Below are 19,068 nucleotides of genomic sequence, written 5' to 3'. Positions count from 1 at the left end.
CCCTCCTAAAAATTTATGTTAATCTCTTTAAGTAAATTTTTCACATATTCTTCATCTCTATTTATTTCTTCTGTTAAAAAGCTAATATCTTCGTTTGATACACTTGTTAATTTATTGTTTTTGACTGCGTTAGTAATCAATGACTTTCTGAGTTTATCCATATCTATGTCCTTTGCTTTGATAAGCTCTGGACTACTTGGCAAGATTATATTCTTTCCTGGTATTTGTTCTTTTGGATCTCCTATGATTACTTCTATTCCGTTTTCTTTTGCAAAGGACAGCTGTGGTTGAATGTGTTTTCCGGCACCAGTATATTCTGTCTCTTGTACTACTATAATCTTATCTTCATCTAGCTCTTGAGCTAACGAAAAGGCTGCTGTCAATGAAGTATTACCTGCTGGCCCTCTTTCTAATCCTTCTAACTGTGCAAGAGCTTCTGTTATATAGAATACTTCTCCTTGGGTCACAGTTAGATATCTATCCATATATCTAAGTGGTCTTGCAGCTGACCTTGGAACATCTGATCTATCTGGCCATGTTGAAAATGGCATACCAAAACCTGTGTGTCCAGTTGTAAATGATTTCTTATTAAACTGGTTGTCGCTTGCCATATGCAACCCTTTTAAATCTACACTAGCACCAATAATCTGCACATTACTTGCTCCTGCCTTAATCAAACCTCTAGCTGTACCTGTAAGATTTCCACCACCTGCGTTAGTTGCAACTACAACATCAGGATCTCTTCCTTCTTTCTCTCTAAACTGCATAGCAATCTCATATCCTAAAGTTTCTACACCTGCTATACCAAATGGAGTATATAATGATGCATTAAAGTATCCTGTTTCTTCTAATAACAATAAGAAATAATAAAACAACTCTGGCCCTACTGTTAATTGAACAACCTCTGCTCCATAAGCCTCACATTTTCTAGCCTTTTCTATGATCTCTGGCTGACCTTTCCATTTTGAATCATAGCATTCTTGTACTATTATACAATCTAGACCATGCATAGCAGCTTGACTTGCTACTGCCGCTCCATAATTTCCACTTGTTGCAGCTATAACTCCTTTATAGCCCAATTTTTTAGCATGATAAACTGCATTTGCAGCTCTCCTAGCTTTAAAACTACCTGAAGGATTACTTGCTTCATCTTTTACAAATATTCTAGCACCCTTACCCTTAGGTGCAAATTTTCTTGCTACTTCAGTCAGATTTCTTAACTCATATATTGGTGTATTCCCCACACCTGTTCTTCCTTGTATTTCTATCATTTCTTCTAGCGTATATCCTGTTTCTTTCATCATTCTTTCATAATCAAAAGATATACCATCAGCTTCGAATTCTTTGTAATCTATTCCTACAGCTTTTTTCATTATTTCATTTTTTCTAGACATAACGGCTAAATAACTATTATCTTTCATTATTTTCACCTGCCTTTAATATTTCTCTAAGCTGTCTTCCTATATACATAAGCTCAGGTACAAAATTCCCATAATTATGTTTATATACTGGATTTACTTCTAGTAGCTTACCTTTCATTTTTCTACCAATATAAGTTTCAACTTCAACTATATCTCCTATTTGGGCTTCTTCATCAACTAAAAATCCTTTATCCCACAGTTCAAGTGGAACTTCTTTAGTATCCTCTGGCACCTGTGGAGCTCTTTGGTCAGGAGTCAATACGATATTGTGAATTCTCACCCAATCTCCTTTTTTAGCTAACATTTAATCAGCTCCTTTTTATTAATCTCTATCTATTAAATCTCTCATATCTCCCATTATTGCTCTAGGTACTGGTAAATCTAACATAGTCTTTAAACCAGCTTTAGAGTTAATTACGTGAGGTATCATATTTACACACATAGCTATAGTTCCTATTCCACCTGGCACCTCTGGTTTGATACTCATATTGATATCTGGTGTACCTTTAATAGTAATATAATCACCTGTGTCTGTTCCTTCTAATTGAGGTTCTACTTGTTGTGGATGTACCATTTCTACCTTTAAATCTCCATCAACATAACCATAGCCTAACATATTACAACCTGCAACATTACCTGGCTGTACTTCCACATACTTAGTCTTTCTATATACATTCGATACTATTGGAGCCATTGTTTGCTTTATTTCGTCACTTAACTTCCAACCAATAGCATCTGTTATCATACCTATTGATTCAGCAAATCCTACATGTCCTGCAAGTGTTCCATCTTCAGCACCTTTAATAAACTCTTCCTTAGTTATACCAACGCCTTGTTCTTCCATAACAGCATGCCCAAATGGAGATAAACTGTTAACTCTCTCTGCTTTAATATGGTCAACATCTATACATGCTCCTGTTAAAGTAACAACTAATAAATCCATTATTAATCCTGGATTTATACCAGTACCTAATACTGTTACTCCATTAGCTTTTGCTATTTCATTAAGCTTTTTAGCTAGCTCTGGCTCTTGTGCTTGAGGGTATGCCATTTCTTCTGCAGTTGAAACTATATTGATTTTTTTCTCTAATATCAGTTTCAATTTATCAAAAGTCTTAGCTGTAAATGAATCAGTAGCTATAAGAGCAACATCAATGTTCTTATTACTTGTTACTTCTTCTATATCATTACTAATTATAACCTCTGCTCTATTTCCTTTATCTACTCCTAATACTTCATACATGCTCTTTCCAACTCTTGCTTCATTTCTATCACATACACCAACTATTTCTACACCTTTTTTCTTTAATAGCATGTCAGCCATTCCACTTCCCATAGCTCCAAATCCCCAAATTATTACTCTAACATTTTCCATTAAAATACACCTCCAAGTTTTATTATTAATTCTTAAAATGAATATCTCTTTGAGATAACACCTTAAATATAATGACACTAATTATTATTTGCAATATCTGTGCCAAACTTTAGATAAAATTCGTTATATTTCATAAAAATAAGTGAATTAGCAAAACCTTGTATTTTGTAAGCTTTATGGCACGAAAATAGAAAAAACTCCTAAAAAATAACTGCAAATCATTTTGCAGTTATGCGCAAAATATTTTGCAGTTTATTTAGATTTTATATCATATTTTTTTATTTTATGTTGCAAGGTTTGTCGTTTTATGTTTAATAGTTTTGCTGTCTTTGATATATTAAAATCAGTTTCGCTAAGTTTTACTGTAATAAGTTCCTCTTCTATTTCAGCCATAACCTCAGGTAATGACTTGTTTTTGTTCATATTCTTTAGTATCCAATCATACTCACTATTAGCTTTCCTATTAAAATAATGTGTATCTTCAAAAAAATGACTAAAATACTCTTTTTTTAGCACGTGTTCATCATCAGCAATCATATTCATTGCCGATTCTATTTTGTTTTGAAGCTCTCTTACATTCCCGGGCCATTCGTATTGCTTAAATATTTCTAAAGTACTATCTGATATCATCCAGACATCTTTATGAAATTTCTTATTATATTTTTTTATAAAGCAATCACATAGAAGTTTCATATCATTTTTTCTATCGCTCAATTTTGGTATCTCTATAGATAAAACTCCTATTCTATAATATAAATCTTTCCTAAGCCTACCTTCTTTTATTGCATCTTTAGGGTTTTCATTCATCGTCGCTATTATTTTTACGTCTATAGGTATGTCTTTTAATCCGCCTACTCTCCTAATATATCCTTCCTGCAGTGCTCTAAGCAGTTTACTTTGTAACAAGATACCCATAGAATTAATCTCATCAAGTAACAATGTGCCACCATTAGCTTGCTCAAACAATCCAGGTCTATCTATAGCTCCTGTAAACCCTCCCTTTGACGTACCAAATAGTATGCCTTCCAAAAGAGTTTCTGGAAGTGCCGCACAATTCTGAGCTATAAAAGGTTTACTTCGCCTATTGCTTTCATTGTGTATGCTTTGTGAAAACAGTTCTTTCCCTGTTCCTGTCTCTCCATATATCAAAACACTTGAAGTAGTTTTAGACGCTTTTTTAGCTAAATTTATAGCTTTTTTTAATGGATCACTACTTCCTACTATATCATCAAAAGTATATAATCTCTTTGTTATACTCTTAGTTATACTTTGACCTTTGAATTTCTTAGTAATTAACTGATCTTGCAAGTCTATAACCTGCTCTGACAATTCCTTTATCTTTGTAACATCCTCTGCTATTTCTACGGCTCCCAATCTATTTTCACCATCAAATAGAGGTATAGTAGTATTTATAGTTGTTATGCTTTTACCTTTATAATTTGAATATGTTTGCTTTCTTTGTTCTATTATTCGTCCTATTTTCATTGCTGTTATAAGAGTGCTCGAATCTTCATCTAAACTAGGAAATATATCCAATATAGGTTTATTCATTACTTCTGATCTCTCTATTCCTTCAAGCTTCGCCATTGCTTCGTTATATAAAATGGTTATACCCTTTTTGTCTATTACATGTATCCCTATATTGATGTGGTGCAAAATTTGTTGCAGTGTGCTAAATATAAGTTTTTCATTCCTCATGCTATCATCCTTTATTTACATTATTTTCGTAGGTAGGAATTATTACTTCAAACTCAGTACCTTTGTTTAGCTTGCTTTTCACTTTTATTTCTCCTTTAAATGCTATAACTATGTGTTTTACTATTGCCAATCCTAAACCAGTTCCTCCAATTTTTCTTGACCTTGCTTTATCGACTCTATAAAATCTCTCAAAAAGCCTAGGAATATGTTCTTTAGATATTCCTATACCTGAATCTTTTATTTTTATATGAACATTCCCATCTATTTCATAACCTATTATTTCTATTTTCCCTCCATTAGGAGTGTACTTAACACTGTTATCAATTAGATTTATGAACATCTCTTTAAACCAGCTCAAATTTCCGTATATAGAAGGTAATCTCCCACTTATTTTTTCAGTAATCAATATCGCCTTCTTATCTGCTCTTTTTTCAAATATATCAATCAAATCAAGTATACATTCTCTTACATCTATATCCTGTTTTGATATCATTTGATGTTTATTCTCTATATCAGACAATATAAGTAAATCTTGAACTAATGCTGTAAGTCTCTTTGCTTCAATATCTATAATACCTAAAAATCTTCTTTTAACACGTTCATCTTTTATATTAGAATCCTTTAGCGTTTCTATAAAACCCTGTATAGAAGTGAGTGGGGTTTTAAGCTCATGTGAAACATTTGCAACAAAATCTTTTCTCATAGTTTCAAGCTTCCTTATCTCTGTTATATCTTGAAAACTTATTACTACTCCAATTTTTCTTGTAGGATTGTTATCTAATACAATATAGTTTGTATATACTAACAATACTCTATATGGATTAACAAGCTCTATCTCTAGTTTTGATGCAGTGTTGCTTTTTAATAATTCTTTTATTTTATTATTTAAGCCTTCATTTTTTAATGTCTCTAGTATATGCTTATTTCTCACCTCTCTTTCTGTTACCTTGAACATATTCTCTGCTGCTTGGTTTATAAATATTACATTTCCTATATTATTTATAGCTATAATACCATTTATCATACTAGTTAAAATAGCTTTAGTCTTCATACTATTTTCTTCTAATTCTTCTATGTTTTCATATAATTTCTTGCTCATTATATTGAAACTGTTTGCAAGCACTCCAATCTCATCGTTGCTTTTATAGTGAACCTCTTGTCCATACTTGCCATTTGCTATACTTTCTGTAGCAAGAGTCAGTTCTTTTATAGGTTTTGTTATGCTATATACATATCTATATCCCAAGAATATAGCTACTGCAGTTCCGAACCCAAGAGATATGAATATATAAATTATACTATCTGTATAATATTTGCTTACATCTGCTGTAGGCACTGACAATCTTATCACTGAAATCTCTCTATCTGTATTATTGTATGGCAAAGCTACGTAGTACATTTCCTTGTTAAGTGATTGGCTATATCTTTTAGCAATACCAATTTTCCCATTTAATGCTTCTTTGATTTCTTGTCTGTTTGCATGATTTTCAAGCTTTTTTATGTCTATATGCGAATCTCCTATAACATAACCCCTGTCATTTATAAACGTAATCCTAGCATTTATATCCTTAGCATAATTTATTGCCATATCATTAAACGATATCTTTTCTTCCTCTTCAATGATAAAATGCCTTATTAGTTTTGAATTTGTTAGTAGCTTATCTTCAAGATCTTTTATATAGTTTATTCTTAGCAAGCTCATGATTAATGACCCAGTGATTGCAACTGCTATTAACACTACTACCACTAACGCTACAAATAATCTTCTTTGCATGGTTTTCTCCTTAGGCTATTATTTTATTTTGTAGCCAACTCCACGTACCGTCTCTATAATACCATTATTATCTTCAATTTTTTTTCTCAGATGTCTTATATGAACATCTACTGTTCTAGTTTCACCAAAATAATCATATCCCCATACTTCATCTAATAAAAAATTCCTATTTAAAACCTTACCTTTATTAATAGCTAATATCTTTAACAGTTCAAATTCTTTTAAAGTGAGCTCAACTTTTTTACCCTTTTTAAGTACCATATGTTTATCTATATTGATTATCATATCTTCAAATTCTATGACCTCTTCATCTGTCTGCCTATCTCTATATGTTCTACGCATAACAGCTTTTATTCTAGCAACTAACTCCCTTATTGAAAAAGGTTTTGTTAGATAGTCATCCGCGCCCATTTCTAAACCTAGTACTTTATCAAATTCTTCACTTTTAGCCGTAAGCATGATAATTGGTACATCTTTAGTTTTATTGTTTGATTTTAGGATTTTGCAAACTTCTATACCATCTCTTTTAGGTAACATTATATCCAGTAATATTAAATCTGGCATGATTAGATTTGCCTTTTCTACAGCTTCAACCCCATCAACTGCAATAGCAGTATTAAATCCATTGTTTTCTAGGTTGAATTTTATTAACTCTAAAATATGATCTTCATCTTCTACAATTAAAACCTTATGCACTCATAACCCTCCCTTAATTACAGTTTGACTATAGTAGCCATTCTGCCTGTTATACCTTTATCTCTTCTATATGAAAAAAATAAATCTTCATTACAAAAAGTACACAGTTTGCTTACTGTTATATTTCTGTCTTTTATTCCTTTTTCCTTTATAATAATTTCATTTGCTTTAAATAAATCTATGGTCCATTTTTCTTTGCTTATTTGGTTAGTTATATCACCTATATATTTACTCTTAAATTTTTCGCTAAACACTTTATATACATCCTCTTTAACTTCAAAACAACAAGGTCCTATCGCTGGCCCTATAGTTACTAATATATCTTCTACATTACATCCATATTTTTTAATGAACATCTCTATCATCTTAGATGCTATCCCTTTAACAGTCCCTTTCCAGCCGGCATGTGCTACTCCAGCTACTTGTTTTTTACTATCCAAAAAAACTAGTGTGACGCAATCAGCACTATAGCAAAAAAGTGCAATGTCCTTTACATTAGTGACTAAACCATCTACACCATTTTCTCTAAGCAGTGTATAATCTAAACTTGAATAATTATTTTTATCTATAGCGATAATATTATCTTCATGAACCTGCTTTGTCATATACACTTTATCTTTATCTACATCAATAACCTTTAATACACTTTCATAATTTTTCAATACATCATCTATATTATCATTAGTACTTATACCCATGTTCAAACTAGAAAATTTTTCCTTACTCATTCCTCCTACTCTCGTAGTGAACATATGTTTAAGTCCATTCTCTGCAAGATTTCTATCTTCATAATACTTAATTCCTTCTTTTTCTTTTAATACAAAATCATTATTGCTCATATTAAACACCTCTCAGTAAAATAAGAAATAAAATAAGAAACTGTCATCCGACAGTCCCCTCAGACTATAGTACAAAAGCCCAATTTCTGCGTTGTTACTAAAATTTCCGTTGCTCACTTACCTCTAGTAAGCTCTGCTACTCAATTTTAGCACGCCTTGAACTATTGCTTTTACTACAGTCTGCTAGATTGATGACTTATCATCAATTTAAGAAACTGTCATCCGACAGTCCCCTCAGACTATAGACAAAAGCCCAATTTCTGCGTTGTTACTAAAATTTCCGTTGCTCACTTACCTCTAGTAAGCTCTGCTACTCGATTTAAGCACGCCTTGAACTATTGCTTTTACTACAGTCTGCTAGATTGATGACTTATCATCAATCTAAGAGACTGTCATATGACAGTCTCTTTTATTTTTCATCTAAAATCTTTTTAAGTTCTTCCATGAAAGTATTAATATCCTTAAACTGTCTATAAACTGAGGCAAACCTAACATATGATACTTCATCCACCTCTTTTAATCTGCTCATTACCATTTCCCCAATACGATCTGTCTTTATTTCTTTTTCAAGCACATTATTAAGACTCTTTTCAATATCATAAACTATATTCTCCATTGTTTTTATGGAAACAGGTCTTTTCTCACAAGCTTTAATTATCCCATTTAGAAGTTTGTTTCTATTAAAAGTTTGCCTAGTCCCATCTTTCTTAACAACTATGACTGGCACTTCTTCTATTTTTTCATATGTAGTGAATCTCTTGTTGCATTTATTGCACTCTCTTCTCCTCCTTATGGCCTGTCCTTCAACAGTAGGTCTTGAATCAATAACTTTTGTTTCATTATATTCACAAAATGGACATTTCATAATCTTCTCCTTTTCTTTGTAGAGGTTATATATTAACTATAACCAATATCATATACATCTGTCAATTAAGAAGTAGGTATATTTCTATCGTTAAATGCATTTTTTACCGGATCATAATCAACTAATATTACATCAACACCAATTTTTATTATCTTATCCCAATTAATATAATAACCTTTACCCTTACTAAAAAATCCTAAGAAACTCCCCTGCAGAGGTAATACTAAGGCTTCTACTATACCTTTGTCTAAGTTTATTTCAAGGTCAGATATCATACCTATTCTTGTACCATCTTTTACGTTAATAATTTCTTTATCTCTCAATTCAGATATTCTAATCATTTTTTTCGCTCCTTACCAATAAATATATTTATCCTATAATATATTTATTATAAAACTATAAAAAATAGTACAATCTTTATCAAATTTAAAAAAGCTCGTATTGCAAATTCCCTATTTAAAGGAACATATTTGCAATAACAAGCCTTTAACCATTTACATTAATTTTCTCATATGTTTTAAAGCATTCTTTTCTAGTCTGGAAACTTGTGCTTGTGATATTCCTATCTCTGATGCAACCTCCATTTGTGTCTTGCCTTCGTAAAATCTAAGACTAAGTATGAGTTTTTCTCTGTCGTTTAGTTGCCTCATACCTTCTCTTAACGCTATACCTTCAAGCCATACTGAATCATCATTCTTCTTATCACTTACTTGATCCATTACATATATAGCATCTCCACCATCATGGAATATAGGCTCAAATAGTGATATAGGGTCTTGTATGGCATCTAGCGCAAACACAACATCTTCCTTGGGAATATCTAAAACCTTTGCTATTTCAACTACTGTTGGCTCTTTTGATTTTTTGTTTACTAGCTGGTCTCTAACTTGTAAAGCTTTATAAGCGATATCTCTTAGAGATCTACTAACTCTAATTGAGTTATTGTCTCTTAAATATCTTCTGATTTCGCCTATAATCATAGGAACGGCATAGGTAGAAAATTTAACGTTTTGGCTTAGGTCAAAATTATCTATAGCTTTAATCAATCCGATACAACCTACTTGAAATAAATCGTCAACGTTTTCTCCTCTTTTATTGAATCTTTGGATTACACTAAGCACTAGTCTTAAATTTCCTTGAATAAATTCTTCTCTAGCGCTCAAATCACCTTGGTATATTCTGTCAAATAAGATTCTCATTTCTTTGTTTGTAAGTACATTTAGTTCTGAAGTATTTACTCCACATATTTCTACTTTGTTGACATGCATACCTATTCATCCCTTCTGTTGTTTTTCCCCTTTCAAATAAATTATTAACTTATTAATTATTTTTATTCAATATAGACTAATATATACTAAATTATTTATAGAAAATAAATAACTATACAGCATCCTTCTAATTACAATATATATCAATTTTAAACCGTACTACCAAGTAATTTCGCTAGAAGATTGTAATCTAGAAAACTACAGCATATTCATAAAAATTCTGCGAATATTTCAATGTACTGCCAACTTTTTTGTTTATATAAAAAAGACATATTATATGAATTCACATATAATACGCCTTTTCGTTTTAGACCAACCTACTTATTTCCTTTTTAAGTTTTTTTACTATTCTTTTTTCTAATCTAGAAATATAGGATTGTGAAATACTTAATATGTCAGCAACTTCCTTTTGAGTTTTAGTCACTTGTCCATTTAGCCCAAACCTTAACTCCATAATACGCTTTTCTCTGTTAGAAAGCTTTCTTACTGCGTCATACACTAGCTCTCTGTCTACTTGCTCTTCTAAATACTTAAATATAACATCTGCTTCCGTCCCTAATATATCTGATAATAACAATTCATTTCCATCCCAGTCTGTGTTGAGTGGTTCGTCAAGTGAAAGTTCAGCTTTTATTCTACTATTTCTTCTAAGAAACATTAATATTTCGTTTTCAATACATTTTGATGCATATGTTGCTAACTTTATTTGTTTGTCTGGTTTAAATGTATTTACTGCTTTTATTAATCCTATAGTACCTATAGAAATTAAGTCTTCCACTCCAACACCTGTGTTCTCGAATTTTCTAGCTATGTATACAACAAGCCTTAAATTTCTTTCGATTAATATAGTTCTTACTGTTGAATCACTTTTTAGCTTTGATAATAGATATAATTCTTCTTTTTGCTTCAATGGAGGTGGAAGTATTTCACTACCTCCTATGTAAAACAATTCGTTTGATTCTAGTTTCAATAGTTTTATAAGCTTAATATAATTTATTTTAAACCAAAATTTAACCTTTATTAGAATATCCTTCAAAACAATCTCCTCCAAACTATTTTAGAACTTCTGGATGTAATAAAGCACAGTAGTCATCATCATTTGATAAAACGCTATTATATATCCCAATAATTGCTTCAGTACTGACTTCATCTTCTGAGTGAATTACTAGTAAATCAGGTTTAAAACCAATTAACAAACCATTTTCTTTTCCAAGTGACTTAAATGGTATCAATCTAAAATGCACTTGCTGAGGATTATTCTCCATTACATAAGACAATATTTCTAGATTGTTGTCATTCTCGTGGTCTTTAAATACAGTCTGTATATCCTGTGGTAGCAAATCTTTAATAGCCGAAAACTCTACAACTATAACAGGTTTATTTGTTATAGGTTCTTTTAATGAATTACCAGTATCAAGTAACGCAAGCACGTCCTTTCTTATGCCATTTAGTGTAATACTGACTATAATATACTCTCTTTTTTTCCTTTTGGATATATATGCCCAAACAGTTTTAAATAATAACCAAGACAAAAGAATAGCTAAAGGTAAAATTATAATCATAGAATTATTTATATAAAATATTCCATTCCCAATGTGAATTTTGTCTTCTGTCAAATAGAATAGTGCTAAAGCTGCTCCTGCAAATGCAAATGTTATTATGTAAAATAACGACATCAATTTTATAAATTGTAGCAACTTCCGTGGATTAAAAGCAATTATAATCATCAGTATAGATATACATATCTTCATAACAAATGTTGCTAAGAATCTCAATGCTGGAAAAAAAACTACTAAGGTGTACACTGCACCTATTAAAGATGCGGTAACTAATCTTAATGTTCTAGTTTTTGATTTAGTCAAAACCTTTAGCAAATACAATATCATGAGATTTATCAATAGATTTTCTGCAATTAAATATTCAGCATAGATATACAATTTAGACCCTCCCCCTTTAGACATAATCTATGCAGCGTTGTTTTACTTGTTTATATTAAAGCTTATTCGCCCTGTCCTAGTTTTATGATTATTATACAACAATATATCCTTAAATTGTGTCATAAGCTGTAGTCGAAACCAACTATCGCACATCATAGTTCCATAATTTTCTACAGGAGAGCATTTTATCACCCTCAATTGTATCCTTGTGTATAATATTAGATAATAATTTCTGCATTTTAATCTGAATTATAAGTTATTATACAAATTATAGTATTTTAGTACTATATTTTATATAATAATACATTTTTCCTGTTTTTTTCTTGTAATCTCCCTTTTTTTCTAGTATTATGAAAATATGTTTGCGATATCGTAATAAACATGTTGATTTTATTTAAAATATTAGAATGGAGAGTGTTACTTGTGAATAAAAAATATATAAAAACAATACTCATACTAGTGCTGTCTATTGTAGTAAGCTTAAGTAGTTTGTCAACTACTATTGCTTGGTCTAATACTCTGCAAAATGATTTGCGCTCATCTTATAATGAATTAACAAACTATACATTAGAAAACAATATCCCTCTTAATATGTCTTATGATCAATTTGCTAAAGAATATAATTCTGGCAGTTATAGTAGTGTGAAAAAATATACTGATGCATATTACAATCTTTTAAAACCGTCACTTAATAATAGATTCGTTCCATCTCTAACATCAGACGAAAGAATATCTATAAGATCATCTTTGGGCAGTCCATTCTCTTGGCAATACAATACAGGTACATCATTACCTCGTAGAGCAAACTATAGCAAATACAATCTATTATCAGTCTGCCAACCTGGCGACCTTATTTACGAAGCTAAAGGTGGATTTGGGATAACTGGACATATTGCTATAGTAGAAGGTAAGTTCTATGATCCTATACTACGTCAATATTACATCAGAGTTATAGAAGCAAACCAATATGGTGTATGCAGAGGTGTCTTAGATGATGATAGAATCGATAGACAAAATGGTCATCTTTACAGATTACCAGGTATTGATAATACTATGCAAAGTAATATAATTTATTTCTGCAAAGGTCAGCTTGGAAAACCTTATTGGCTAGATCTAGCCAAAGATACTGGTTTTTATGAAAGTAATTGGTATTGTTCTGAATTGGCTTATGCAGCATATATGAACCAAGGTGTTAATATTGAAACTAAGTCTTTTTTTAACGAACCCGGAGTATCACCTAGAGATATTATGAGAGGCCGTGTTGTATTTGAAATTCCGGTTCATATTACTGAAATTAAGTAAATCAGAATTTCCAAAAATAAATTAGTAACTAAAATTTTGATGGAGCACAAATTAAACTTTTTATACTGAAAAAGAGAGGGGCATATGCCCCTCTCAGCCCGTAGACAAAAGCCTAATTTCTGCGCCCGTGTTAAAATTTCCGTTGCTCACTTACCTCTAAGTAAGCTCTGCTACTCAATTTAAACACGCCTTGAAATTGAATTTTTACTAAAGTCTGCTAGATTGATGACTTTGTCATCAATCTAAGAGGGGCATATGCCCCTCTATAAATTTATAACGTTATTCAAACTATAAAGTTTCACTTTGTTTCCATAAAAATAACTCTCTCTTTCAAATGTCATACCTAATTTTTTGAGTACTGCTTGAGATGCTTTATTATCATTTTCTACAGTTGCATACAGTTTCTTTATATTTAAGTTTTGCAATCCATAACTGATACATGCTTTTCCTGCCTCTGTTGCATAACCCATTCCCCATTTATCTTTAGCTATCATAAAAGCCACACAATCTATCAATTCGTCATCTATTTTTTGTTTTATTATCCCTGATTGACCTATAAATTTTCCAGTTGATTTTTCTATAACTGCGAAATAATCGTATCCATATTCACTGTAGTACTTCATAATTGATTCCAGCCATTTTTTTGCTTCAACTCTATTCATCACACCTGAACAATACTGCATTACTTTTGGGTCACTTAATAAAGCATATAGATTATCTATATCTGAATCAATAAATTCTCTGATCATCAACCTTTTAGTCTCTATTTTAGTCATAACTCACCTCTATTTTCAAAGGAGCTCTTACATTTATTAATGTGTTAATCTCTTCGTTAGCAGAACATATTTAAATATGTTGCTTTTTTAACTTCCTTTTTATATTTAATAACTTTATATAATCATCAATTTGATCGAGTTCAGTTACTCTATACCATATCCATTTACCATCATGATATTTTTTAGTATTTTCTATTAATTTATTAGTTTTTTCACTTAATTCTTGCTTTCCCTCTTCCCACTTAGCAATTTCATTCTTGCCGAAAACAAATAGAATAGTAAACGCATTTCTTTCTGGATGAATAGATACTATAGATTTAGTTCCATATTTGTATTTAATCTCCCACCCATAGTTTTTGCCACCATAATGGATTATCTTAGTAAAATCATATGATTTATCAATATAATCATGGAATTGATTCCAGAGTTTTATTACGTGTTCATTCTCTATAAATCTTTCCATATCTTCTGTTGTTGGTTTTAATCTTTCGTTATACATTCTTGAATGTGGTCCATTTTTCTCTCTTATAGCCTTTAATCGTTCATAGTTTTCATATGGTTTTATACAATTTTTTCTGTCACTTCTGCTTATTTTCTTATCAGTGTTTTTGATAAGTTCGTCATATCTCACTATTCTATCTTCTAATATACCACATGCAAATTTGTCACATTGTGAGCAATTTTCATATCCCTTATTTATAACACAAGGTCGCACTTTACAACCATCATCAATTATTTTCAAATCGCTTTCATTACTAGTAATACATCCTTCACAGTATATTTCATCTGGTCTTAAATTTAACCCAAAGATTTTATGCCACCCTTTACTGAGCATTTCTCTTTTATCCTCTTTTAAAATATTGTCTTTGTAAGCATGGCATATGTCACATCTATAACCACACCTTGTTAATATTTCTTTGCCCACAACATCACCTCTTTAATAAGATATAAACCTATATTATTCACAGTAGCAACTATTTTACATTCTTCTATTTGCAGTCCTTGCACTAAATTCACAGTACTCCTCATTAGCTTTCAAAAATATGTATTTGAAAAACCACAACTTATTTATTATAGTCCCATAAATACTATTGGTTAAATTATAATTTCACTATAATAAAAAAGACCACCCTACCAACATTAAACTTCATTTAGCAAAATAGTCTTAATTTCTATAATTCATTCTTATCTATTCTTTTTTCTAATCAAAAATGTTGGAATATCTAAATCATCAACATCTATTTGTTTTTCTTCAGTAGAAACTGCTACTCTTTCCTTTGTTTCTTCTACTGCCTTTTCTACTTCTTCTTTATTGGTTACAGTAGCAACCGACGGCTTTGTTATAGGCTTTTGAACTTCTACTCTTTTTTTGTTCTCAAAACCAGTTGCTATAACTGTTATCTTTATTTCATCTTTTAAGTTCTCATCTACAACAGCACCAAATATGATATTTGCATCCGGATCAACTGACTCCTTTATTATATCAGCTGCTTCGTTGACTTCAAATATACCAAGATTTAATCCACCTGTTATGTTTAACAATACACCTTTTGCACCCTCTATAGATGTTTCTAATAGAGGACTATGTATAGCCTGTTTTGCAGCTGCAGCAGCTCTATTTTCACCACTTGCTTTACCTACTCCCATGTGAGCAAGTCCTTGGTCTAACATTATAGTTTTAACATCTGCAAAGTCTAGATTTACAAGTCCTGGTACAGCAATCAAATCTGATATACCTTGTATACCTTGTCTTAATACATCATCAGCTATCTTAAATGCATCCATCAATGTAGTCTTTTTATCTGCTACCTGGAATAATCTATCGTTCGGTATCGTAACTAGAGTATCAACTCTATCCTTTAACTCCTTAATGCCTTTCTCAGCATGTACCATTCTTCTTTTACCTTCAAACATAAAAGGTTTTGTTATAACACCTACTGTAAGGACACCTAGCTCTTTAGCAACCTCTGCTATTATAGGTGCAGCACCAGTTCCAGTTCCTCCACCCATACCAGCTGTTATAAATACCATATCTGATTCCTTAAGGGCCTCATGTATCTCATTTCTGCTCTCTTCTGCAGCTTTTTTTCCTGTTTCAGGGTTTGCTCCGGCGCCTAATCCTCTTGTAAGTTTTTCACCTATTTGTATCTTTGTCTCAGCTCTTGATGAATGCAATGCCTGCTTGTCCGTATTTATTGCTACAAACTCTATCCCCTTAACCTCCGCATCTATCATTCTATTAACGGCATTGTTTCCTCCGCCACCTACTCCTACTACTTTTATTCGTGCAAATGCTTCAATATCTACATCAAATTCAAACATTATTTAACCTCCTTAATGAAACTCTACAACAACTAATCTTCTTTTTATATCAATTTACTTAAATTCATAATCATACCTATTATTATTCTATATACATGTTAATTTTCCTTCTAATTTAGATAGTTGTAGTTGATATTTTTTATTTTTATTTAAAACTTTCTCTTTTTATAATGTATCTTCTAATTATGGCAAAGTTTTCAAACAGTCTACTACCAAATGCAAATATAGCTGCATAGTATAGCGGTAGTCCTAATCTATCTCCAATATAGGCTAGAAGTGCTGCCAATATTGCATTTCCAAAAAATCCAGATACAAAAATCCTTATATCAAATTTTTTGTCAAACATTGCTCTAACCCCACCAAAAACTGAATCCAAACAAGCAAGTATAGCTACTGAAATATATGTTGTGTAACTTGTTGAATATGTTATTGGTAAATATTTGCCAACTACAACTCCAATTATTATACCAAAAATCGCATAAATCATAATTAATCACCCTCACTTATAGGTTTAGCATAATCATAATCAACATCATAATTGTATTTAGGCACAAATATATTATCACTTATTTTAGTACTAATGTTTAGATACATCTTTAATCTATCGCCATTAGTTCCTGGTGCATTTATTGCTGCATATAACTGCTTAGGGTTCCCTATTACATTTATAACAAAAGGAGCCACTACTGCCCTTCTGTTAACCCATATTATAGGTCCTCCACATTGTATCTCTGAAAATGATAATACTCTTTGTCCCTTTATACTTATTGCTTCAGCACCTGCCGCTTTTAAGTCATTGATTATGTTTAATATATCTGCATCATGTACTACATACTTTCTTAAGTCCTCTTCTTCATTTTCTCTATTGCCATCGGTTATCCTTATCATTATCCCCTGACCTCTTAGATTTGACATTCCTGCAACATTTTTAACATTAGCTATTTTTTCATTTAGCATGTTTACAACATTGCCTTTGTCAACAGCATCCTGTATTCGTTTTAGTTCTCTTTTCTTTTTTGATATTAGTTTTTCTAGATTTTTCATTTCATCTTTTGTAGTCATAATTTCATGTTGCATCTCTTTTACTGAATTTATTGAAACGAAATAATAACTAAAACCACCTTGTCTGTATTGAACTATAACAAATAATCCTACAACTAACCCAGCAATAAATAAAATAATTTTATTATAAACTATTTTCTTCATAACGATACTCCATTCTATTGATTATTTTCTGCTGGTTGTGCATACCTGAAATCTACAATATTTTTATAACCTTCTATTGTTACCTTATCTTTCTGCTTTATATCGACTTGTAGTTCGTTTTTCTTTAGGTTGTCAATAATACCTCCTTTAAATACAAGTGCCGCTTCTAATTTATCTGGCTTTCCTATAGCTTTTATAACTATAGGAGCACCTATAGATACCCTGTTAATATTAAGGTGATTGCCAACTGGTAGTATTTCGGTATAATTAGTATATCTCAACCCATTTATTGAAATAGCTTCCGCTTCGGCAGTGTTCAAAAAACTTATTATTGTCATTATTGTATCATAATTATAGACAAAATAGCTTGTATTATCACCAATTAGGACTTCTATATCAGGATCATCTATAGTAAGTTCTATTCCTGGGCCCTCAACCGTTTCCAACCCTGCTATCATTTTCAATTTTTGTTTTTCTTTAGTTAATTCTTCAATGTAAACATTCTCTTTGGATGCATCTTCTTCATATTTTTTAATTTTATTATTACATTCTTCTAATTGTTTTATAAGTTCCTCTTTGTCTTTTAGTAATTTTTCTCCTTCAGCTGATAGCTCCCTAGCTCTGTTACCGATGAGATTTCCTTTACCTACAACTCTATTTACTGTTCTAAATTGTAATGATATTATTAAGCCTAAAAATATACATACTATTCCAATAGCAAGTTTGTTTTTTGCATTGTTCATAATCTCCTCCTATTTGTTAGTTGGCATAAATACTGGATTTTTACCTTTGTTAAAACTTATTATTCCGTTATTAATATTTTTACTCTTTAAATCTTCTAGTATTGATACTAAAAATGAAAGCTTATGGTTTATATTTCTCAGTTTACCAAATTCAACAACCAATCCATTTTTTAATAACAATTCTATTTGTTGATTTTCATTTTTGTTTATAACGGTTAATTTATCATGTAATTTAACTATTTTACATTTTTTCATGAAATCAAGTATTTCTTTCATTGTTATATCTTCTTCTAATTTTAGATTTTGCCCAATAATAACATTGGTAATAGCAAAATTACTAAGTTTTATTAGATCTACATCTTTTTTATCTGATAATACACTTAGTACTTTTCCTTCATCATCAGCATAGATATAGGAATCTAAAGATTTTATCACAAAAGCTTCTTTTCTTTCAAGTATATTTATAACAACTTTTTTTGGTAAATCTCTATCTACACTTACTCCTTTTATATATGGGTGCATTTTTATATTCTCAACTACAGCATTTTTTCTTAATTTGAATATATTAATCCCCTTTTCTATCCCAGATAAGAGTACTATTTTATCAGTCTCAATTTGAGAATTACCTACTACTACTATTTCCTCAATATTAAAGTATTTTGTATTAAACATCAAATATATTGATGTTGCTATTAACATAAAAAATATAAAAAGCTTGAACTTTCTTTTTCTTCTCTTTATTTTCCTATTTACAGCCTTAGATGCCATCTGATCACTCCATAAACATAATATAGCTTGTACGTATTATTTTTAACAAAAAAGACTAAAGCAGTAACCCGCTATAGA

General features: G+C 30.9%; 20 protein-coding genes. 1 reads left to right on the top strand and 19 read right to left on the bottom strand.

The annotated features are described in order from the left end of the window. Positions 1 to 5: 5 nt before the first annotated feature. From ortB to spoIIGA, 12 genes are all read right to left on the bottom strand, one after another. Positions 6 to 1,421, bottom strand: coding sequence for a 2-amino-4-oxopentanoate thiolase subunit OrtB (gene ortB, locus P3X86_RS01375; RefSeq protein ID WP_483290830.1), 1,416 nt, complete (start codon positions 1,419 to 1,421; stop codon positions 6 to 8). Further along, positions 1,411 to 1,725, bottom strand: a complete 315-nt coding sequence (gene ortA / locus P3X86_RS01370; RefSeq protein ID WP_483290829.1) for a 2-amino-4-oxopentanoate thiolase subunit OrtA — start codon at positions 1,723 to 1,725, stop codon at positions 1,411 to 1,413. Before ortA ends, ortB begins: the two co-directional genes overlap by 11 nt. Positions 1,726 to 1,743: 18 nt before the next feature. Further along, entirely contained in the window at positions 1,744 to 2,796 is a 1,053-nt protein-coding gene (ord, locus tag P3X86_RS01365; RefSeq protein ID WP_483290828.1) for a 2,4-diaminopentanoate dehydrogenase, read from the bottom strand. A gap of 252 nt (positions 2,797 to 3,048) precedes the next feature. Further along, the gene (locus P3X86_RS01360) at positions 3,049 to 4,494 is read right to left on the bottom strand and encodes a sigma-54 interaction domain-containing protein (RefSeq protein ID WP_483290827.1); all 1,446 of its coding nucleotides are present in this window, start codon (positions 4,492 to 4,494) and stop codon (positions 3,049 to 3,051) included. 4 nt (positions 4,495 to 4,498) lie between these two features. Further along, on the bottom strand, positions 4,499 to 5,893 hold the full coding sequence (gene pnpS, locus P3X86_RS01355) for a two-component system histidine kinase PnpS (protein ID WP_483291722.1): 1,395 nt from the start codon (positions 5,891 to 5,893) through the stop codon (positions 4,499 to 4,501). A 393-nt stretch (positions 5,894 to 6,286) separates the two neighbouring features. Beyond that, on the bottom strand, positions 6,287 to 6,964 hold the full coding sequence (locus tag P3X86_RS01350; protein ID WP_483290826.1) for a response regulator: 678 nt from the start codon (positions 6,962 to 6,964) through the stop codon (positions 6,287 to 6,289). Between the two features lie 17 nt (positions 6,965 to 6,981). Next, complete coding sequence (gene pgeF / locus P3X86_RS01345; protein ID WP_483290825.1) at positions 6,982 to 7,803, bottom strand: peptidoglycan editing factor PgeF; 822 nt, start codon at positions 7,801 to 7,803, stop codon at positions 6,982 to 6,984. Positions 7,804 to 8,212: 409 nt separating this feature from the next. Further along, the gene (nrdR, locus tag P3X86_RS01340; RefSeq protein ID WP_483290824.1) at positions 8,213 to 8,668 is read right to left on the bottom strand and encodes a transcriptional regulator NrdR; all 456 of its coding nucleotides are present in this window, start codon (positions 8,666 to 8,668) and stop codon (positions 8,213 to 8,215) included. Positions 8,669 to 8,733: 65 nt separating this feature from the next. Further along, on the bottom strand, positions 8,734 to 9,009 hold the full coding sequence (locus tag P3X86_RS01335) for a YlmC/YmxH family sporulation protein (RefSeq protein WP_483290823.1): 276 nt from the start codon (positions 9,007 to 9,009) through the stop codon (positions 8,734 to 8,736). A 153-nt stretch (positions 9,010 to 9,162) separates the two neighbouring features. Continuing rightward, on the bottom strand, positions 9,163 to 9,936 hold the full coding sequence (sigG, locus tag P3X86_RS01330; protein ID WP_483290822.1) for an RNA polymerase sporulation sigma factor SigG: 774 nt from the start codon (positions 9,934 to 9,936) through the stop codon (positions 9,163 to 9,165). A 307-nt stretch (positions 9,937 to 10,243) separates the two neighbouring features. After that, entirely contained in the window at positions 10,244 to 10,972 is a 729-nt protein-coding gene (gene sigE / locus P3X86_RS01325) for an RNA polymerase sporulation sigma factor SigE (protein ID WP_483290821.1), read from the bottom strand. A gap of 16 nt (positions 10,973 to 10,988) precedes the next feature. Next, on the bottom strand, positions 10,989 to 11,873 hold the full coding sequence (gene spoIIGA, locus P3X86_RS01320) for a sigma-E processing peptidase SpoIIGA (RefSeq protein ID WP_483290820.1): 885 nt from the start codon (positions 11,871 to 11,873) through the stop codon (positions 10,989 to 10,991). Positions 11,874 to 12,296: 423 nt separating this feature from the next. On the opposite strand from spoIIGA, the gene P3X86_RS01315 reads away from it, so the two are divergent. Next, on the top strand, positions 12,297 to 13,175 hold the full coding sequence (locus P3X86_RS01315; RefSeq protein ID WP_483290819.1) for a YiiX/YebB-like N1pC/P60 family cysteine hydrolase: 879 nt from the start codon (positions 12,297 to 12,299) through the stop codon (positions 13,173 to 13,175). A gap of 263 nt (positions 13,176 to 13,438) precedes the next feature. Here P3X86_RS01315 and P3X86_RS01310 read toward each other — a convergent pair whose 3' ends face one another. From P3X86_RS01310 to P3X86_RS01280, 7 genes are all read right to left on the bottom strand, one after another. Further along, positions 13,439 to 13,951 carry a GNAT family N-acetyltransferase gene (locus tag P3X86_RS01310; protein WP_483290818.1) on the bottom strand — a complete coding sequence of 171 codons (513 nt, stop codon included), beginning with the start codon at positions 13,949 to 13,951 and terminating at the stop codon, positions 13,439 to 13,441. Positions 13,952 to 14,021: 70 nt separating this feature from the next. After that, positions 14,022 to 14,876, bottom strand: coding sequence for a DUF3788 family protein (locus P3X86_RS01305; RefSeq protein WP_483290817.1), 855 nt, complete (start codon positions 14,874 to 14,876; stop codon positions 14,022 to 14,024). A gap of 260 nt (positions 14,877 to 15,136) precedes the next feature. Next, on the bottom strand, positions 15,137 to 16,273 hold the full coding sequence (gene ftsZ, locus P3X86_RS01300) for a cell division protein FtsZ (RefSeq protein ID WP_483290816.1): 1,137 nt from the start codon (positions 16,271 to 16,273) through the stop codon (positions 15,137 to 15,139). A gap of 145 nt (positions 16,274 to 16,418) precedes the next feature. Further along, entirely contained in the window at positions 16,419 to 16,757 is a 339-nt protein-coding gene (locus P3X86_RS01295) for a small basic family protein (RefSeq protein WP_483291721.1), read from the bottom strand. 5 nt (positions 16,758 to 16,762) lie between these two features. Next, entirely contained in the window at positions 16,763 to 17,479 is a 717-nt protein-coding gene (locus P3X86_RS01290) for a DUF881 domain-containing protein (RefSeq protein WP_483290815.1), read from the bottom strand. Positions 17,480 to 17,493: 14 nt separating this feature from the next. Next, positions 17,494 to 18,222, bottom strand: coding sequence for a DUF881 domain-containing protein (locus tag P3X86_RS01285; protein WP_483290814.1), 729 nt, complete (start codon positions 18,220 to 18,222; stop codon positions 17,494 to 17,496). A 9-nt stretch (positions 18,223 to 18,231) separates the two neighbouring features. Continuing rightward, positions 18,232 to 18,990: a cell division protein FtsQ/DivIB gene (locus P3X86_RS01280; RefSeq protein WP_483290813.1), complete on the bottom strand. Its 759-nt coding sequence runs from the start codon at positions 18,988 to 18,990 to the stop codon at positions 18,232 to 18,234. Positions 18,991 to 19,068: the final 78 nt, after the last annotated feature.

This window comes from Abyssisolibacter sp. ZYX002 (genome assembly GCF_056892235.1).
Note: the sequence above shows the minus strand (reverse complement) of the source record. Positions and strands in the feature narration are given on the sequence as shown.